The following is a 17,501-nucleotide window of genomic DNA, read 5'->3' as shown; positions in this document are numbered from 1 at the left end:
CAATATATATTTTTAATTTCACATAAATATCATCATTCATCACTATTATAGGGATACATTTTATATATGACGTCATATATAAAAACTAATGATCAAAGTAATAAACAAATAAACTCATACTCGAAGAGTATGAGCTTATTTGCAGTTATTGACACACACCGATGTAAAAAGCCCTAGTCGAAATATTCTTCCATCAAATCCATACTCACACCCATAGCTGCTTTGCTGCCATCGGCCGCGGCGTAAATTAATTGCGAAGGCATGAAATACGACGCATCCCCGGCTGCATATAAACCCGTAATCGAACTTCTTCCAAACCCATCTGTCTTAATTCCACCTAATTCCGTCAATTCGCAGCCCAAGCTTTCTCCAAAAGATGCTTTTGGCACAAATTTAGGGGTAACGAATCCACCAGCTCTCAGGATATGAGTACCATCTGTAAATTGGACCTGCTCAAGCAATCTATTTTGACCGATAAAGGCCTTAATAGGTTGTTCCATGACCCTAATTCCCTTCGATTCAAGCCATTCTTTTTGCTGATCCGACAATGACGCATGACCGTTCGTGCATAGCACCACATCCTTACTCCAATTGAGAAGAAGTTTGGTCGTGTGGAAAGCAGACGGAAACTCGGAGACAACAACAAGCGGTTGATCCCGAAGCTCCCAGCCGTCACAGAAGGGACAATTAAACAAACTCTTCCCATATAACGGATAAAACCCTTCGATCTCGGGAAAGATTTCCTTTACACCCGTGGCTAAAATCAGTTTTCGCGCTTGAACGCTAACACCAGATGAAGTGAACATCTCAAATCCGTATTCGGTTTTGTTAACAGATGTAACTTCAGTCTGCCAATGATTAACTGATGGATAACGCAGCACTTCTTCATAGGCAATACGTCGGAACTCGGCCGGTGCTATGCCATCTCTCGTAATAAATCCATGAGATGCGTGTGTTACGGCATTTCTAGGCTGATTATTGTCAATCAAAGCTACGCTTCTCCTAGCTCTACCAAGTACAAGTGCTGCATTCAAACCAGCTGGTCCTCCGCCAATAATGGCACAATCATAAATCAAGATGATCATCTCCTATTCAAATTTTCTATTAAAGCTATAACAGACTCTTAATATCTATAATCGCTTTAAAAAAACGACTTAGCTCAAACTGAAATTAACTTTGTGAGCCAAGTCAATAATCCTTGTTTTTTTGAGATGCTGCTCCATCAAATCTTCTGCTTCAACCATCACTTTTTGAATCAAACATTCAGTACCGTGGTCAAAATCACAGTCAAATAAGGATGCTGTCCCCTCAATGGCATGGATGATATCCAAGAAAGTTATCTCATCTTTTTTTCGGGTAAGTCGGTAACCTCCGTTGGCCCCAGAAGCCGATTCAATCATCCCTGCTTTCACAAGCTTGGTTAAAATCTTAGAAAGGTAGCTTGGTGAAACTCCCTGAGTCTCTGCTAATTGCTGAACGCCTACGGGCTTGGTTGGGGAAGCAGCAACGACCATAAGCATCGTATGCAAAGCATAATTGGTTGCTTTTGAAAATTTCATGATCTCACCTCAATTACAGACTTCATATGTCTATAATATCGTTCGAATGTAAATGTGTCAAGAATTTCCCGGGCAATTATTTAAAGAAGCAACGTACATTTTTATCTCTTCAATGATTGTTCTGGCTTGTTTAAGAGTAAAATATAATGTTTAATGTTTACTGAAACGACTAATTTAGGATTTCGAAGCGAGTGATGGAGATGCAAATGGAAAAACGCAAAGACAAATGGAACGACCTCTTCGAACTGGCCATGTATGTGACTGCCGCAGTCTGCTTTGTTTATTTTTTGATGAAAGGCAGCCAAGCAAAGATGCTTCAGGCCGTCTTGATTGTTGCTGTGCTGCTGATCATCCGAATCGTGGTCAAAATCACAAAAACCACGATGTTTGCAGCGTTGCGGTTTTCCGTTCTATTGTTCATTTTTATCACAATGTTTTTGGCAAACGAGTTTGGATTTTACAGCGTAATCCCTTATCTGGATAAAATCGAGCATATCTTTTCGGGCTTGATCCTTTGCTTCGTCGGTTTATTGATTTATATGAAAGCAAGTAATGGCGAGAAAACGGCCGTGCCGAATGCGAAAGTTGCCGTGTGGTTTTGCCTTTTCTTTTCCACCGCCATGGCGGGTGTTTGGGAAATTTACGAGTTTACGACGGACGGACTATTCGGACTCCATTCGCAAAACGGAAGCTTGGTCGACACGATGACGGATATCATTTGCGGAACCATAGGTGCCGTAGCGACTAGTATTTATCTAGCTTTCAAGGCGAAGCACAGAAAAATGCCTCTGATTGACGTGCAATCCTGACCTCACCGGGGCTGTCCCAAAAATCCATATTTTGAATATTCAGTTTTGTCAATTTTGATGCCTGAATGCGATTCGAAGGTACCATAAGGTCAAACCTAAAGGGCCGTCCTCAAGTAGATTTATCTACTTATAGGACAGCCCCATTTTTTTACCAGTAAGCTAATCTTATCGTTGAATCCCGATTGTAACAATTTCGCAAGGACCAGTCGGCAAAGACATTTGGCCTCCGGCGTCAGCTTCAATACTCGGGCCGTGTACTTCCATAATCGTACTCTTATAGAAGGTGTATAGAGGTATATTGGAGTTTAGCTTGAGCTCGGTGTTTTGGGAGCTCATGTTGTACCAACGGAGCAGCAGATCGCCAGTTCCTTCATTCATTTTCATGGAGGAAAAAGCCATCTTCTCGCCTTCCCAACGGAATGGTGCATACGTAGGTGCGATGCGTCCAGAGTGAATGCCCGTTTGACATAACGTCCACGGAATTTGGAACTGGTAGGCTTGCTCATAAGCGCCGTATTGTTCGCCTTCTCCATTATACGGAATGATGGTCATTCGGACGGTGTGCTCGCCCAGACACTGCGCTTCCGGCGTCGGGAACAAGCCCCAGTCGCCAAGCTCGCCAACTGCACGAAGCAGCGTCACGGCAATCGTATTGCGTCCGCCTTGCAGAACTTCGTATTCGTTCAATCCGAGGTTAGCAACAACAAGACCTGCCTCCGCCTCGCTTACATCAATGAATGCCTGCTGATGCTGCGTATTGCTTGGATTTTCCCACTCAGCAGTCGGCGTGTTGTCGCGCTGCGGGATTTCAAACATGGAGTCAACGCTGTGAACTTGTGTATTTAGATCCGTTGGGAACAACATCCGTAAACGATGATCTTTGGCCTGATTGTTGAAGGATGCCTCGATCTCTACCCCTTTGCCGCCGCGACTCAGACTGACAATGGTACGGATCTGCATAGGTACCATGCGGGCTGATCGCTGCGCTTTTCTGTGCGGATAGTAAACCAAATCGCGCTGCTCTTCTTCAAGTAATTCATCCGCTGACGCAGGAATTTCCCAGTCATGTACAATTTCAATAGACGCTTGATAGGGTGTATCCTTTAACACTCCGATATGCGCAGCTAAACCGTGTGTTGTAAGCGGCGTCTCGCCATCCGGTTGTTTGTACATATATTCATTGCCGATATCCCCGGTATTCTCATACACGCCTAAATCCCGGTAAGATCGGCCATTCTTCTTGTCTGTCAATGTGAATGAACCGTTATCCGCGATTTCGATCTTCAGCGATTCATTCTCCAGCACTCGGTCTCCCACTAACAGCGAGGAATCAACAATCTCCTCATCCCTTTTAACCCAAGCATACGTCTTGAGTCCCAAAGCAGGAACCTTCTCCGCTTCAAAAGTCAGCTTCACTTTACGACACATATAAGGCTGACGGAACTTATCGTCCGGCAAATCGTATCCGAATTGCAGTCCAAGGTCTTCAAACGTACATGCTACGACATTCCCCAGCTCGTCCACGAGCGCACGGCCCGAAAGATCCGCCGCTTTTGCAAAACTGCTTGCTTCTTCAAGCGTGTATCCATCACGGAAGTACAAACGTAAGGCATCTACCTCGATACTCACGACGCCGGTACGCTCCCAACCGGAGGTATTAAACACAACGACCGGCAGGGCGCTTTCGCCCGCTTGCGCAAAGCTCGACGTATCGATCGCTTCAGCAATCGCTCGTTTGCTGTCATCGACGATCGTTTCCGCCACGTGACGGCTTTTCTCGAAGCGAGTCACCATTTCTCGGTGTACTTCGTCTACGGAGCAGCCGCAAATGCTATCGTGCGGATGATTCTGCATTAATGTTTTCCAAGCATATGTGAACAGATGATGCGGGTATTTCTCCTCAACTTCGAGAACATGCGCGAAAGCAGCCAGCGGTTCAGCCACTTTTTCCAGCATCGCTTGCCCCAGCTGATTCATTTGCTTTAAGTAAACACGAGCTGAAGCAGTGTTCACGAGCGTAGACCAACCGTCTGTCCGTTGACTGCGAAGCTCACCTTTTACCGTAGAAAGCTCATGCTTCAAGGAACGCTGAACAGCCTGCAAGTAATCGATAAAATTCGAATGAACAAAATTCGTATCTGGATACAGCTCGCGCGCAGCTTGAATCGCTTCAGGCAAGTCCAACTGAACCGGTTGATGGTCACAGCCATTCATAAAGAGCAGTTCACCAGTCGATGCATATTTCTCCGCATCCGCTAGCTTCCGCTCCCAGTATGCTTTCGCTTCTTCCCGGTCTACTGGAATTTCATTTCCATTCGAATACCAGTTGGCGAACAGAATCCCAAGTACCTGGGAACCATCAGGTCCTTCCCAAAGCAGTTCCGAGAATGACGATTCATAATCTCCGTCAGAAACAGTATTGTTAAAACCCGTAGGCTTCACGCCACGGCCAAATAAGGCATTCGTGATCCCAGACTGCTGCATCAATTGCGGCGTTTGGCCTACCAGTCCGAACGTATCGGGAAAATAACCGATCTTCGATACATCGCCATATTTCTTCGCATCTTGATGCCCGATCTGCATATTACGTACATTGGCTTCACCGCTGGTCAGAAATGCATCCTGCAAAATATACCACGGACCTATTAAAATACGGCCGTCCTGAATAAATTTGGTCAATCGATCCTTTTGATCCGGTCGAACTTGGAGATAGTCCTCCAGAATGATCGTTTGTCCGTCCAAAAAGAAGCTGCGATAATTCGGATCCTGATCCATTTTATCCAGCAGCGAATCTACTAGCTTAACGAGACGAACATGATGCTTCTCATATGGTAAATACCATTCCCGGTCCCAATGTGTATGGGAAATGATATGAGCGGTTCTCTTGGTGCTCATCGTTTAACTCCTTTCAATATGGACTTCCTCAGGACGGTATACGGAGATGAGATTTCCTTGCGCATCTGCAGCAAAGAGAACGGAACGCTCTTTCTCTAGCGTAAATGTATAAGTTGCCTCGCTATCCGTATCCTTCACTTCGATATTCACGTTCCATGCAAATTCAGATACGAATACATAAAGGAAGCCGTTCTTAAAGCGTAACTTCCTACCGTATACACCTGCAATGTCGCCACCTTGCAGCCATTGCAATCCACTTTCACATACCGCAGCATCGATGGCATAACGATACAGTTTAGCAACCGTGTCCAGTCGCTCGTTCAATTCAACGGGCAGCGGACTCCAAATGAGTCTGCCATTACCCAGGGGAATATCGACAACCGCATCGCCAGCACTGCTAGAAGCAGTACCTGATTCCGAACGTCCAGCCCGCACTTCTTTCACGACTTCAGCAATTCGGCGCTTGTCAAAGGATACCGGGAGCGCTTCACCTTGCAGCCCAAGCATTTCTTCACGGCGTACATTGTGAAGCTCAGCTGCACCTAGTTCATCGATTAGACGCGGCGTTTGCTTCCAATACGCATCAAGGCTGAGTGGACCTGTCGCAAGCAGCGTCGCACCCGTACGCTGAACAATATCTACAAGCTTCAACCAAGCTTGTTCATCAAGATTATGCGCACTCGGCAGAAGAATCAACTTCGCCGGTTGGTTCTCCAGCGCATCCAAATGATATTCCGATGCCGAACGGAACGGCATCTTCATTTGATAGGACAGCACGCGCGTCATTCTAGTCGTCGCATCAAATGCCAATTTCCGGTTGGAGAAATCGTTCGAATAAGGGAAAATCGCTACGATGTCTTCCAACGCCCGATCCTGGAACAAATCTCTGATTCCAGCCATAAACCGCCCGAAATCGTAAGAAACATCAGCTTCTGGCTTCTCCGTACCGTCAGCACGAAGCGCACCGATATGCGATTCGTTGGCATTATCCATATAGAAGTTAGTATTCCAAATCCAATGAATCGCACCGGCACCTCCGGTAGCAAATGCATAGGCATATTTGCGCTCCAACAGGCTGCGCAGTTCGTTCTCCGAACGTTTAGCGCGCCCATCCGGTGTCTCCACGTACATGATGCCTGTTTCTTGAATGACGTTCGGCTTATTCGCTGTTTTGGCAAAAATGCCGTCCCAAACGAGATTATCGTTCAGCCACCACGAGTGCACGGTTGTATAGTCCACCGCCTCCTCATAAAACAAAGGAGAAGGCCTCTGCGCGCCAAGCGCTTCATCTTGACCGACTACAACAAGCTGTTCAGGACTGATCTCTTTAATCGTATTGTAAAGCTCTTTGGCCCAACGGTTATGCATCTCCATCGAGAACAAACAGTAATCCAGCCAGCGCGTTCCTTTCTTGCCCTTGTGCATATCCTGTACGTCGAAATTGATTTCTCCAGCCTCGGGAATAGCCGCAGCTTCAAAAGTCGGAAGCTGTTCAGGCGACATATTCCATCTCTCCTGAAGAAGCTCGATGCTGCCATGACGCTGCTTAAGCCATTCAACAAAAGCTTGCCGTTCGTAGATATCCCGAGTGGAACGCGGTCCCTCGGAGAAAATCAGAGCAGGATCAAACATGGAAGGCTCGTTAATCAAATCCCAATCCACATGCGTCGTCGAACGGTGACGCGAAACAATGGAGCGGATAAACCGCTTCTGTGCCTCTACGCTTTGCGGATCGAGATAGGGATTAACCCCCTCCCAAGTTTCTGGCGTAAAGGAGAAGAAAGTGAACGTTACCTGGAGATTGTGCCTCTTAGCCGTTAAGAAGAAAGCATCAATAGCTCTCAGAACCTCTTCGGAAGCATGTCCGTCCACCTGCATGATATTGCGGTAAGCCGTCCAAATCCCTGTTCGGATCCAATTGATACCCGCTTTGGCCATTTGGGCCATGTCTCGATCCCAAACATCACTATTGGGTAGGAACAAGAATTTGCGAGCGACATCGGAGGTCATATACGTCATGCCGACGATCGGCAGCGGACGTCCGTCCTTGATGAAATAATCACGATCGCAAGTAATCGGTTGTCCCTCCGCGAGCAGCGAGGAGTCGTGCCCCCAGAAGCCTTGGCGAAGCACTCGAAGCTCTCCATCCTCAGACGTTGCCGTGCAAGTCACACGGTATAAACCAGGTTGTATGTCAAGCAGGACCGGAATTCGCACCACGTTGAATTCTTTATTCACTTGGGCCGTCAAACGATGGGTCCACGCGTCCTGTGCGCTGCCCTCATGCGCTACACGGAGATCAAATGTCCACTGCTTCGAGGCAGTTCCAGCTTGGCGCCCTCCAATTAGCTGAGTTTGGAGCGCGAGCATCGCATGCTCTCCCGGCTCGAAGCTGGCATAATTCGGCTTGATCCACAGCTCCGTAACGCCATTAGCGCAAAATGCCGCCCACGCCATCAAAGCTTGGGCACCGCCTTCGCTCCAAAACGAAGGACTAAGCGGTACATTGATAAACATCCAGCGCGAACCAATAAACGCGCCGCGCGAGTTTTCCCATAGAACGACAGGCGCAGCAACTTCGCGGCCTTCCTTACTAATGCTTTTCAAAAGCGGATAAATCTGTGTGCTCATGGTACCCGCAGCGCCCATTTGATCGGGCAGGTCGCTGTTGCGTGTCGTATGCGGAACCAGATTCCACGTATCTGCAAGCGCGAACATCGATTCCTGCCCCTGAAGCAGCGGTAAGGTTTCTAACGCGGTATAGGAACGAATTGGAACGGCTTCAACACGAAGTATTTCATGAATGTACAACTGCTGATGGTAGGCGGTTTGCTCCGATTCGATATGCCAGCCATCAGCTTCCCGGCGCACTGGACGTTTGAAGGCTGCGCCGCCAATACTGAGCAGCCCGCCTCCGCGTTTCAAGAATGCAAGGATCTCCGGCCATGTGGACTTAGGGAAATATGGAGCATGCAGATTAACAAAGCATCCGCCAACTGCCGTTCGGAGTGCTTCTCCCAGTGCATCGGCACCTACAACAATAGCACCTTGCGACGCAAGTAAATCAGCATGCACTTCAGAAGAATTGCTGATCGGGAATTCTGCATCATAGAAAATAATGACCGGTCGACTCATAGTAAACCATCCTTCATCGCTTTATACACCAACTGGGAGAATAAACTGTTCGACCAGGCGAACCATTTCCGCGTAAAAATCGTTGGATCATCGACATGAAAGCCCTCGTGCATAAACCCTGTGTCTGCATCCGTTGCTTCAAGCATAGCGATCATTGCCAGCTTCTCTTCATCGGTGGAAGCCGTCAAGCCTTGCATGGACAAAGCCATATGCCAAATGTAATCGTCTGGCGTATGCGGACTGCCGATGCCTCTCGCAACTTTGCCTTCGAAGTAAAACGGATTCTCTTTACTTAACGCGAATCGTCTTGTGTTCTGATAGATCGGATCATCCGCCGATACATAACCCAGATACGGAATCGACATCAGCCCTGGCGTGCCCGCATCATCCATCAAGCAGTGGTTGCCGAAGCCGTCTGTCTCATAAGCATAAATCGGTCCAAAAGTTGGATGGCGATAGATCCCATACAGTTGGATTCCATGGTCGATATCCGCTTCAAGGGCTTTAAGCTCATGGAGGAAGTCCATATCCCTAAACACCCATTCCGCAAACTCTTGCATATGGCGAAGGGCCACAACCGCGAACATATTCGCTGGAATGTTGTAATGGAAGTCACAGGCATCGTCACTTGAACGAAAGCCTGACCATACCATGCCCGTGTAATTCACAGGCATCCCCATCCCGTTATTGCGCAGCGAATCCGTCGGAATTCCGTTATTGCGCGTGAAACGATAAGGGGACTTTTCAAAGTGATATTGTTCCGTCTTAAACAATTCGTAGATTTTAAACATCGCAGCTTTAAATCCCGCATCGAAAATATCCGTTAACTCCGTTTCCTTCCAATACGCATAAGCCAGCCGCATCGAGAAGCATAACGAATCCAGTTCAAATTTACGTTCCCATACCCATGGCGACATTTCCGTTTGATCCGCCTTGTTCCAGTGCCAGTCGTTCGCTGATTCGTTGAACGCATTGGCATATGGATCGATATGAATATATTGGATATGACGCTTGATTAAGCCGCTAATGATGCGCTGTAGATCAGAATCCTGTTTGGCAAATGGCACATAGTGCATGACTTGTTCCACAGAATCGCGCAGCCACGACGCCGGGATATCTCCGGTGATGACGAATGTGGTGCCATCCTCCATCAATTTGGTCGTCGTCTCTAATGTATTAGGAAAACAATTTTTAAATAGCTGCAGCAGCTTCGGACGATGCGCCAGCTTCTCTTCGGCCTCCAGCAATACCTCTTGAATTGCCTTTGGCAGCTCCAGTTTCGGCATCGGAATTTTCGGCAGTCTGAATTGTTCCACGGTAAGTCCTCCAAATTTTTCTAGTTTCGAAGAATGCACTTTTACGTTACTCTTTCACGGCGCCAATCGTCAAGCCTTGAATAAAGTACCGTTGGAAGAACGGATAAGCAAAAATAATCGGCCCAGTTGCAAGAACAACCATCGCCATACGGGACGTATCTTGCGGCAGCGATTGCAGTAAGCCTACGCCAACAGAAGGGTTGCTTGTATTCTGGAGCAGGAATTGCATGCTGTTCTCAATCCGCATCAACATCGATTGTAAAGGCACTAGCTTCGGTGTATCGATATAGAGCAGTGCATTAAACCAATCGTTCCAGTATCCCAAAGTACTAAACAAACCTATAGTGGCTAGTCCCGGAAGCGAGAGCGGCAGCACTAGTTTGACGAAAATCCCAAATTCACCGGCCCCGTCGATTTTCCCAGATTCAATAATGGCGTCAGGAACAGATGTGACGAAGAATGTGCGCATAATCATAATATAAAATGCATTTCCGGCCAACGGTAAAATCAAAGCCCAAACTGAATCTTTAAGTCCCATCAATTGTGTAACAACGATATATGTCGGTACAAGTCCACCGTTAAACAGCATCGTGAAGAAAGCAAAAAAACCGAAGGAATTGCGGAATTTAAAACTTTTGCGTGAAATCGCATAGGCAAACGTAGCTGTGATAAGCAAGCTTACAATCGTCCCTACCACAGTTACTAGAATGGTAACTCCATAGGAAAGCAGCAGCTGATCACCCGCTTTAAAGAGATAGCGATAGGCATCGAGGCTCCATTTTTCCGGAATAATGCGGTATCCATTTGCACTCAACGTCTTCTCATCCGTAAATGAAATGATCGTTACAAACAGAAAAGGAAAGATACAAGCGAGCGCAAAGAGGCCCGCGACAAGATTAAAAATTATATTCAAAGCAGGCGGCAATTTATGAAAGTCACGGCTTTTCATTGGTTTAGCAATCATTTGAATGTCCTCCTTTCCAAGAAAATAGTTTAGAACAACGCATTATCTTTATCGAATTTTCTAACGATATAGTTCGAAGTCATAACCAGAATGAAACCGATAACCGATTGATATAGACCGGCTGCAGTACTCATACCGATTTCTCCCGTAGATTTGAGACCACGATATACATACGTATCAATAACATTCGTAACTGAATACAGCGTTCCTGAATCTCTCGGCACTTGCAGGAACAATCCGAAGTCTGCATAGAAAATGCGTCCGATTGCCAGCAATGTCAGGATCGTCATGAGCGGCTTCAGCATTGGGAAGGTAATGTGTTTGATTTGCTGCCATTTGCTCGCTCCATCAATCATCGCAGCTTCATACAGCGATTTGTCGATCCCCATAATCGCGGCCAAATACACAACACTGCTGTAACCGACCGATTTCCACAGGTAAACAAAAATGATAATAAGAGGCCAATACGTTTTGTCGTTATACCAACGGATCGGATCAATTCCGAACCCAGAGAGAATGTGATTCAGCATACCTTTATCTACACTAAGAAAACTGAACACGAAGTAACCGACGATTACCCACGATAGGAAGTAAGGCAGGAACATCCCTGTTTGATACAGCTTCGCCAGTTTTTTATTTACGATTTCTGATAACACAATGGCTAACCCTACGGATAGCACAAGCCCTGCAATGATAAACACAATATTGTAGAGAAGCGTGTTCCGCGTAATGATATAGGCGTCATTGGTGCTGAATAAAAATTTGAAATTTTGCAGTCCTACCCATTTGCTTTCCATAATACTTGCCCAAAAACCATCGCGGCTATAGCGGTACTGCTTAAAAGCAATCACCATACCGGCCATCGGCAAATAAGAGAAGAACAGGAACCAAAGCGTCGCCGGCAATGCCATCAGCAGCAGAACTCTACTTTGTTTAACATCTTTAAAAAATGCTCCTATTCCTTTCATAAAATCACCCCTCAAGATCATTGTAGTGAAAAAGATCAGGCGAATGTTGAACATTCGCCTAATCAACTATCCTGAAATTATTTCTTATTAGCTGCTTTCCAAGCATCAATCTGACTTTGCGCTTCAGCCATGATTTTATCCAAACCAGCTTTTTTGAATTTTTCGTTAGCTAGCGGAATGTATTTATCCGGATCTACAGTACCAGTCATCAAGGTTGCCCAGAATTCTTCTTTAACGTTTTGAACCGCCGCGATTTCATTGATCACCTTGGATGGATCGAAGTTAAAGCCAAGTAGAGGTGCAGGTTTGCCGGTATCGTTAAACTTTTTGAACTCTTCCCATTTGTTCGCAGGATCTTTGACATCTTTATATGTCAGCAGAACGTTTCCGAGTGAGAAAGTCGGCATATCGTAGTTTTTGGATTCTGGTAGATTTTCCATTTTGTCGTTATCGACTTTTTTGTAGTGAACGCCTTCAATACCGGAATCAACCATATTACGAAGCACTGGATCGGTATTCAGCAAGTTCAGGAATTCCATGGCTTTTTCCGGATATTTGGAATTAGCTGAGATCGCTTGCATGGAGCCCATAACGGACCAGTTGTAGATCAGAGCAGGGCTCGCCGCTTTGGAAACAACCGGATAGCCATAACTAGCTGACCAAAGGTTGTCCGCAAATGGCTGATTCGTTGCTTTATCCGCGAACCATTTGCCAGTTACTTGTACATCGTTAAGCGAGGAAAGCGTCGATGCTTCCGTAGGAACATATCCCGCTTTGTAGTATTTGTTCATGGTTTTAAGTGCTTGCTTCATTTCTGGCGTATCAAAAATGTTCACCACTTTGAAATCCGAATTTTCTACTTTTACAGCCATCGGCATTTTCTCAATAATGTAATCATAAGGCACATATGGCATGTAATTTTTATCAACGGCTAGTCCATAAATGTTAGGTTCTTTTTCTTTGATTGTTTTAAGCAATGGCTCCAAACTTTCAAGCGAGCTTACATTATCTAGGCTAAGGTTGTATTTGTCGGCCAGGTTTTTATTGAAACGCCATACGTCTTGAGCTGGCAGCTCTTTATTGGCAGGAACGCCGTAATTATGCCCGTCCACTTTGGAGCCGTTAAGAAATGCAGGATCCAATGCTTTCACGATACCTTGTCCATTTTTTTGAAGAAGCTCGTCAATCGGCTTAAATGCGCCTTTACGCACGTTTTGCACGTAATCAAAAGCCCATGAAGACGTAAACATAATGTCCATCGGTGTGCCGGATGCTGTCATAACTTGCATTTTTTGCGCGTAGTCGCCCCAGTCCGCCATGTTCATTTTCACGGTAACACCGATTTTTTCCGCCGTGTATTTACTTACTTCAGCCATTACGCGGTCCACGTCTTTTTGTGGTGTTCCGATTGTGTACCAGATTAACTCTACCGGTTTATTTGTCGTTTCATTCCCTTTCGCACCGCCGGCATCTTTGCTGCCGCACGCACTAAGAGCCATTGAAACTGCTAGCGTCAATCCTAGTGTGGTGACCAAACGTTTTTTCATTTTGTATCCTCCCTGTTAAGTGCTCTATTGTTTACGCCCGTTGGGCTACCTTTACAGTACCTCATGAAAGCATTTACAAATAGACGATAAACTAAATGAACCCTGTCTAAAGTTAAGAAAAAAGCGGCTATTTATCCTTTCCGGCAAAAAAAAGGACTGCTCTTCAGTTTTCCCTAGAGCAATCCTCTGTAATCCGTTGGGGAGATTCCCACATACTTTTTAAATTGTTTATAAAAGTAACCCAATTCTGAGTAGCCCACCTCATTGGCAATGACATGAACCTTCGAATTCGTTGTCTTTAGCAGTTCCTTTGCTTTCTCAATTCGGTACCGATTGATATACTCCGTAAACGTCTCGTTGATTTCCTTATGAAACAATTGTCCCAAGTAAACGGGATGAATATGATAGTGCGCTCCCAGCATTTTGAGCGATAGCTCTTCAGCAAAAGATTGATGGATATATTTTAAAACCTGCTGCACAATCGGACTTCGAACGTCTGAAATTAAGAAACCGATTGTCGTATGGGCAATCTCGAGGATGGCCGTTTCCAGTTCTTCCAACGTAACCGCGTTCCTGATTTGGTGAAAAGCGTGATTATACGCATCTAGTTCCTCGGTATGGCGAATCGCTTTGATCTCCAGCTTGAAATGAATGATCATCTCAAACGCGATATTCTGAAAATCATGCGGCGTAATGCCAGGTAATGCTTGAATCCGTTTGAAATCGTTTTGAATTTGCTCACGCAAATTCTCTTGATCTTTGGCAATAATTAGTTTCGCGTAGACCGGCCAATCAATGATGGAGAAATCGACCTTTCGATTGTCTTGATTCATCGCAAGCTCCGTATAATCAATCATGTTCAGCTCTGGATATACCCAGAAATATTCCTGCGCTTTCTTCGCGGACGCATAGCTTTGTCCAGCCTGTTCAGGGAGAAGCTCTACACTGCCCATAGATATGCGGAGAGCACGATCCTGAAGATCAGCCTGAAGCTGCTGAAGCAAAGCGGTCAAATCCGTTTTACCGCGGTCAGCATCATCCATAGATGCAAGCAGGACGATATCGCCATCCATATCGAAGAATGAAGTAATCCAATCATAGGATTGCACCCGATCGGAGATAACCTCGAAAACCTCGGCAGCATCAGATGTCGCTCGGAGTACAGTAGCTATCATATAGGCACGATCGAGATTCATGCCCAGAAGGTCCGCGCGTTCGTAAAATTCCAAAGGCGCAATCTGATGGGTTAACCAACGATGAAGCGTGTTATCTTTCAATACTTGTTTGCTGTAGGCCTGAACCTGCCGAGTTTCTTCGAACGTATTCAGCTTCTCAACGGTGTTGTGTAGCGTTGCCTTCAGCTCTTGGATGTTGATGGGCTTCAGCAGGTAATTTTCGATGCCGAGCTGCATGCCTTCTTTTAAATAGGTAAACTCATCGAAGCCGCTAAGCACGATGACTTTCAAATCGGGATGAACCGTTCGGGCATGGCGAATCAGATCCAAACCGGTCATCACCGGCATGGAAATATCCGTCAACAAAATATCCACCGATGTTTCCTGCAGGGCATCCAAAGCCTTCTGCCCATTACTGGCATGTCCGACAATTTCCAATCCCGCTTCGGCCCAATCGATAATGTCATACAACCCTTCGATAATGAAAGGCTCGTCGTCCACAAGAAAAACCCTAAACATCATAACCCTCTTTTCCGTCGTCCATAGGCAGCCATATGTCTATTACCGTTCCTTTGCCTGGTTCACTAAATAATTTCACGCCAAACTTGCTGCCGTAGAGCAGCTTGAGGCGTTGATTGATGCTCCGCAGGCCGAAGGATTCCCCTTCGGTTTCCTCAGCTTGTAAGAAGGATTCCAGCTCGCTCAAACGCTCAGGCGTAATGCCGTTTCCGTTGTCTTCCACTTGCACATGAAGGAACTCTTCCGTTTGTTTCACACGGATATGAAGCTCATTATCGGTGCATTCGCTTCGCAAGCCATGTACGATGTAATTCTCAATTACGGGCTGCAGCGACATTTTCATTACACGTGTAGGTGCCAGCCTCCGATCCCATTCGATCGAATACGTGAACTTGTCTTTATAGCGAATTTGGAACAGCTCGAGGTATAAGCGGCAGGCTTCAAGCTCATCCTTCAGTGTGTATATCTTTTTCTGCTGTACTAAGCTTCGGAATAACGCCGACAAGCTGTAAATCATTTCACCAACGTCATGAGCCCCATGAGAGATTGCCCGCATCCGAATGACTTCTAGTGTATTGTATAAAAAGTGAGGGTTGACGCGAGCTTGCAGAGCCGTTAACTCTGTATGCTTCTGCTTAATATCCGCCTTATACACCCTATCGATATATTGATTCAACTCTTCAATCATCTCATTGAAGCTGCGAGAAATTTGTCCTAGCTCGTCCTCTCGCTCATCTGGAATCCGTGCGTTCAGATCGCCTTGTTTGACCTTCCGTGTAAAGCGAATGATCTGGTTGGTGCGTTTAGAGACATTCATTACAACCAGAGAAGGTATCAGAATGGCGAAAAAAATACATATCACGCTAATCATAAAGATCGTACTCCCGATTCGCCTTGAGGATGCTTCAAGTTCATTCTTCGGGATGATACCGACGACAATAAAATCTCCTTTACTCTGCGTCAGCTTCGTCACATAGCCACTTTGATTCGAACCACTATTCTCGTATAACGAACTAACCTGATCCATGAAAGGATAGGGCTTGCCATAATACTGATCCGAAGAATCAAAAAGGACGCCCCCATCCGGTGAGAGAACGAGAATCGTCCCCTTTAACTCTTCCTTATCATTCAAGAGAATCTTCCAAATGCCGTCTGAGCTGAAGTACACGACTTGCTGCCCTATATTTTTCAAGGTTTGCTTGTCGTTGATGGGTGTCCTAATCGAGTACAGATGGTTATCCCATTGACCTGCGGCTTCACGAACCCATATATTCGGCAAGGTAACACTCTTGCTATCAAGCGCCATGACTTCAGGAATGTAAGAGTGGGCTGCATTCGTGGGAACGATCTTCAATTGCCGGTTACGATCCAGCACGTATAAGGTCATCTGATCCACGCTGTACAGCATCAGACTGCGAATATCTTCGTCGTCTTCCACCCGATTTTTAAAATATTGCAGGCCGGCATTCCACGTGCTATTGCCGCCTAAATTGTATTGCTCCAGACCATGCTGCACATACTCCTGGAAAGGGTGCTGCAGCATGAAAGAGATGCCCGCGGCAAGCGAACTATCCCGATATAGGCCGAACACGATAGACTGCGCTGAATCGTATTTCCCCCCCAGATAATTGTTCACATTCGTCATTGCCTTCTTCTGTATATCCAGCTCACGATTAATCGCCGCTTGCGACATCGAATGATACATGAAATAAGAAAACGAAATAATCGTAATGACGGTTATCAATGAGAACAGGAGAAGCAGCTTCATAAACAAGTTATTTTTCAAGTAATTTCTGTACATCTTGCGGAACCCCATCCTGCCATCAACTCCTGCTGTTAATCGGGTACATTATAGCATATCAGAGATCGCACATGAATTCGCATCCGTTTATGTGTTAACATCCCCAATAAAGAACAAATAAGCGCGAAAACCGCGCTTAGTCTGGAGCGCCCGGACAAGTAAGCGCGAAAAACGCGCTCACAGCGAGAGCTCTGCGCGCCGAAGATCGCCCACTGAGTCCGAGAAGCCGGAAATCGACTTCTCAGCAGACCATCCCCGCGCGTCCACGCAAATTAAGCGCGAAAAACGCGCTTAATCTGGAGCGCCCGGACAAGTAAGCGCGAAAAACGCGCTCACAGCCAGAGCTCTGCGTGCGGAAGCTCGCCCACTGAGTCCGAGAAGCCGGAAATCGACTTCTCAGCAGACCATCCCCACGCGTCCACGCAAATTAAGCGCGAAAAACGCGCTTAATCTGGAGCGCCCGGACAAGTAAGCGCGAAAAACGCGCTCACAGCGAGAGCTCTGCGCGCCGAAGATCGCCCACTGAGTCCGAGAAATTTACTGCTTTGCATAATTTCCAATACAATAAAAAAGTGGTCAAATCCACTGGATTATAGGTCGGCTTGAAAGCGAAACTCTGTGGGGTGATTTCGAACATTTAGGCTGCAAATCTGAGGATCGCGGGGAACGAGGAGCCGTTATTTCGGTGATTATGTCGTTGAGTGTACTTCTGTCAATAAAATAGACACACTTTTATGGAACAACCGTTGCATTAAGAAGCTAAGTTTTCATAGTAGAGCTGCTCAAATCGATGGGGTGTCTCGTACCCTAACG

General features: G+C 46.2%; 11 protein-coding genes. 1 reads left to right on the top strand and 10 read right to left on the bottom strand.

Annotated features, from left to right (window positions below; translation table 11 throughout):
• Positions 1-173: 173 nt before the first annotated feature.
• Both AC58UU_RS35295 and AC58UU_RS35290 read right to left on the bottom strand, forming a co-directional pair.
• Positions 174-1,076: an NAD(P)/FAD-dependent oxidoreductase gene (locus AC58UU_RS35295; protein WP_497322165.1), complete on the bottom strand. Its 903-nt coding sequence runs from the start codon at positions 1,074-1,076 to the stop codon at positions 174-176.
• 78 nt (positions 1,077-1,154) lie between these two features.
• Positions 1,155-1,559: an Rrf2 family transcriptional regulator gene (locus AC58UU_RS35290; RefSeq protein WP_497322164.1), complete on the bottom strand. Its 405-nt coding sequence runs from the start codon at positions 1,557-1,559 to the stop codon at positions 1,155-1,157.
• Positions 1,560-1,765: 206 nt separating this feature from the next.
• Here AC58UU_RS35290 and AC58UU_RS35285 point away from each other — a divergent pair, with 206 nt between their 5' ends.
• Positions 1,766-2,368: a DUF2238 domain-containing protein gene (locus AC58UU_RS35285; RefSeq protein ID WP_497322163.1), complete on the top strand. Its 603-nt coding sequence runs from the start codon at positions 1,766-1,768 to the stop codon at positions 2,366-2,368.
• Between the two features lie 165 nt (positions 2,369-2,533).
• Here the strand turns inward: AC58UU_RS35285 and AC58UU_RS35280 are convergent, their stop codons facing one another.
• The 8 genes from AC58UU_RS35280 to AC58UU_RS35245 form a co-directional block, all read right to left on the bottom strand.
• Entirely contained in the window at positions 2,534-5,263 is a 2,730-nt protein-coding gene (locus AC58UU_RS35280) for an alpha-mannosidase (RefSeq protein ID WP_497322162.1), read from the bottom strand.
• A 3-nt stretch (positions 5,264-5,266) separates the two neighbouring features.
• Entirely contained in the window at positions 5,267-8,398 is a 3,132-nt protein-coding gene (locus tag AC58UU_RS35275; protein ID WP_497322161.1) for a beta-galactosidase, read from the bottom strand.
• The gene (locus AC58UU_RS35270) at positions 8,395-9,714 is read right to left on the bottom strand and encodes a glycoside hydrolase family 125 protein (protein WP_497322160.1); all 1,320 of its coding nucleotides are present in this window, start codon (positions 9,712-9,714) and stop codon (positions 8,395-8,397) included. The genes AC58UU_RS35275 and AC58UU_RS35270 overlap by 4 nt, the downstream gene beginning before the upstream one ends.
• A gap of 46 nt (positions 9,715-9,760) precedes the next feature.
• Positions 9,761-10,678, bottom strand: coding sequence for a carbohydrate ABC transporter permease (locus AC58UU_RS35265; protein ID WP_497322159.1), 918 nt, complete (start codon positions 10,676-10,678; stop codon positions 9,761-9,763).
• A 29-nt stretch (positions 10,679-10,707) separates the two neighbouring features.
• Positions 10,708-11,646 carry an ABC transporter permease gene (locus AC58UU_RS35260; protein WP_029199042.1) on the bottom strand — a complete coding sequence of 313 codons (939 nt, stop codon included), beginning with the start codon at positions 11,644-11,646 and terminating at the stop codon, positions 10,708-10,710.
• 77 nt (positions 11,647-11,723) lie between these two features.
• Positions 11,724-13,193: an ABC transporter substrate-binding protein gene (locus AC58UU_RS35255; RefSeq protein ID WP_497322158.1), complete on the bottom strand. Its 1,470-nt coding sequence runs from the start codon at positions 13,191-13,193 to the stop codon at positions 11,724-11,726.
• A 173-nt stretch (positions 13,194-13,366) separates the two neighbouring features.
• Entirely contained in the window at positions 13,367-14,890 is a 1,524-nt protein-coding gene (locus tag AC58UU_RS35250; RefSeq protein WP_497322157.1) for a response regulator, read from the bottom strand.
• Positions 14,880-16,703 (bottom strand): sensor histidine kinase, encoded by a 1,824-nt coding sequence (locus AC58UU_RS35245; protein ID WP_497322156.1) that lies wholly within the window; start codon positions 16,701-16,703, stop codon positions 14,880-14,882. The genes AC58UU_RS35250 and AC58UU_RS35245 overlap by 11 nt, the downstream gene beginning before the upstream one ends.
• Positions 16,704-17,501: the final 798 nt, after the last annotated feature.

Source organism: Paenibacillus sp. JT22N1, assembly GCF_059692155.1.
This window is presented reverse-complemented; position numbering and strand designations above follow the sequence as displayed.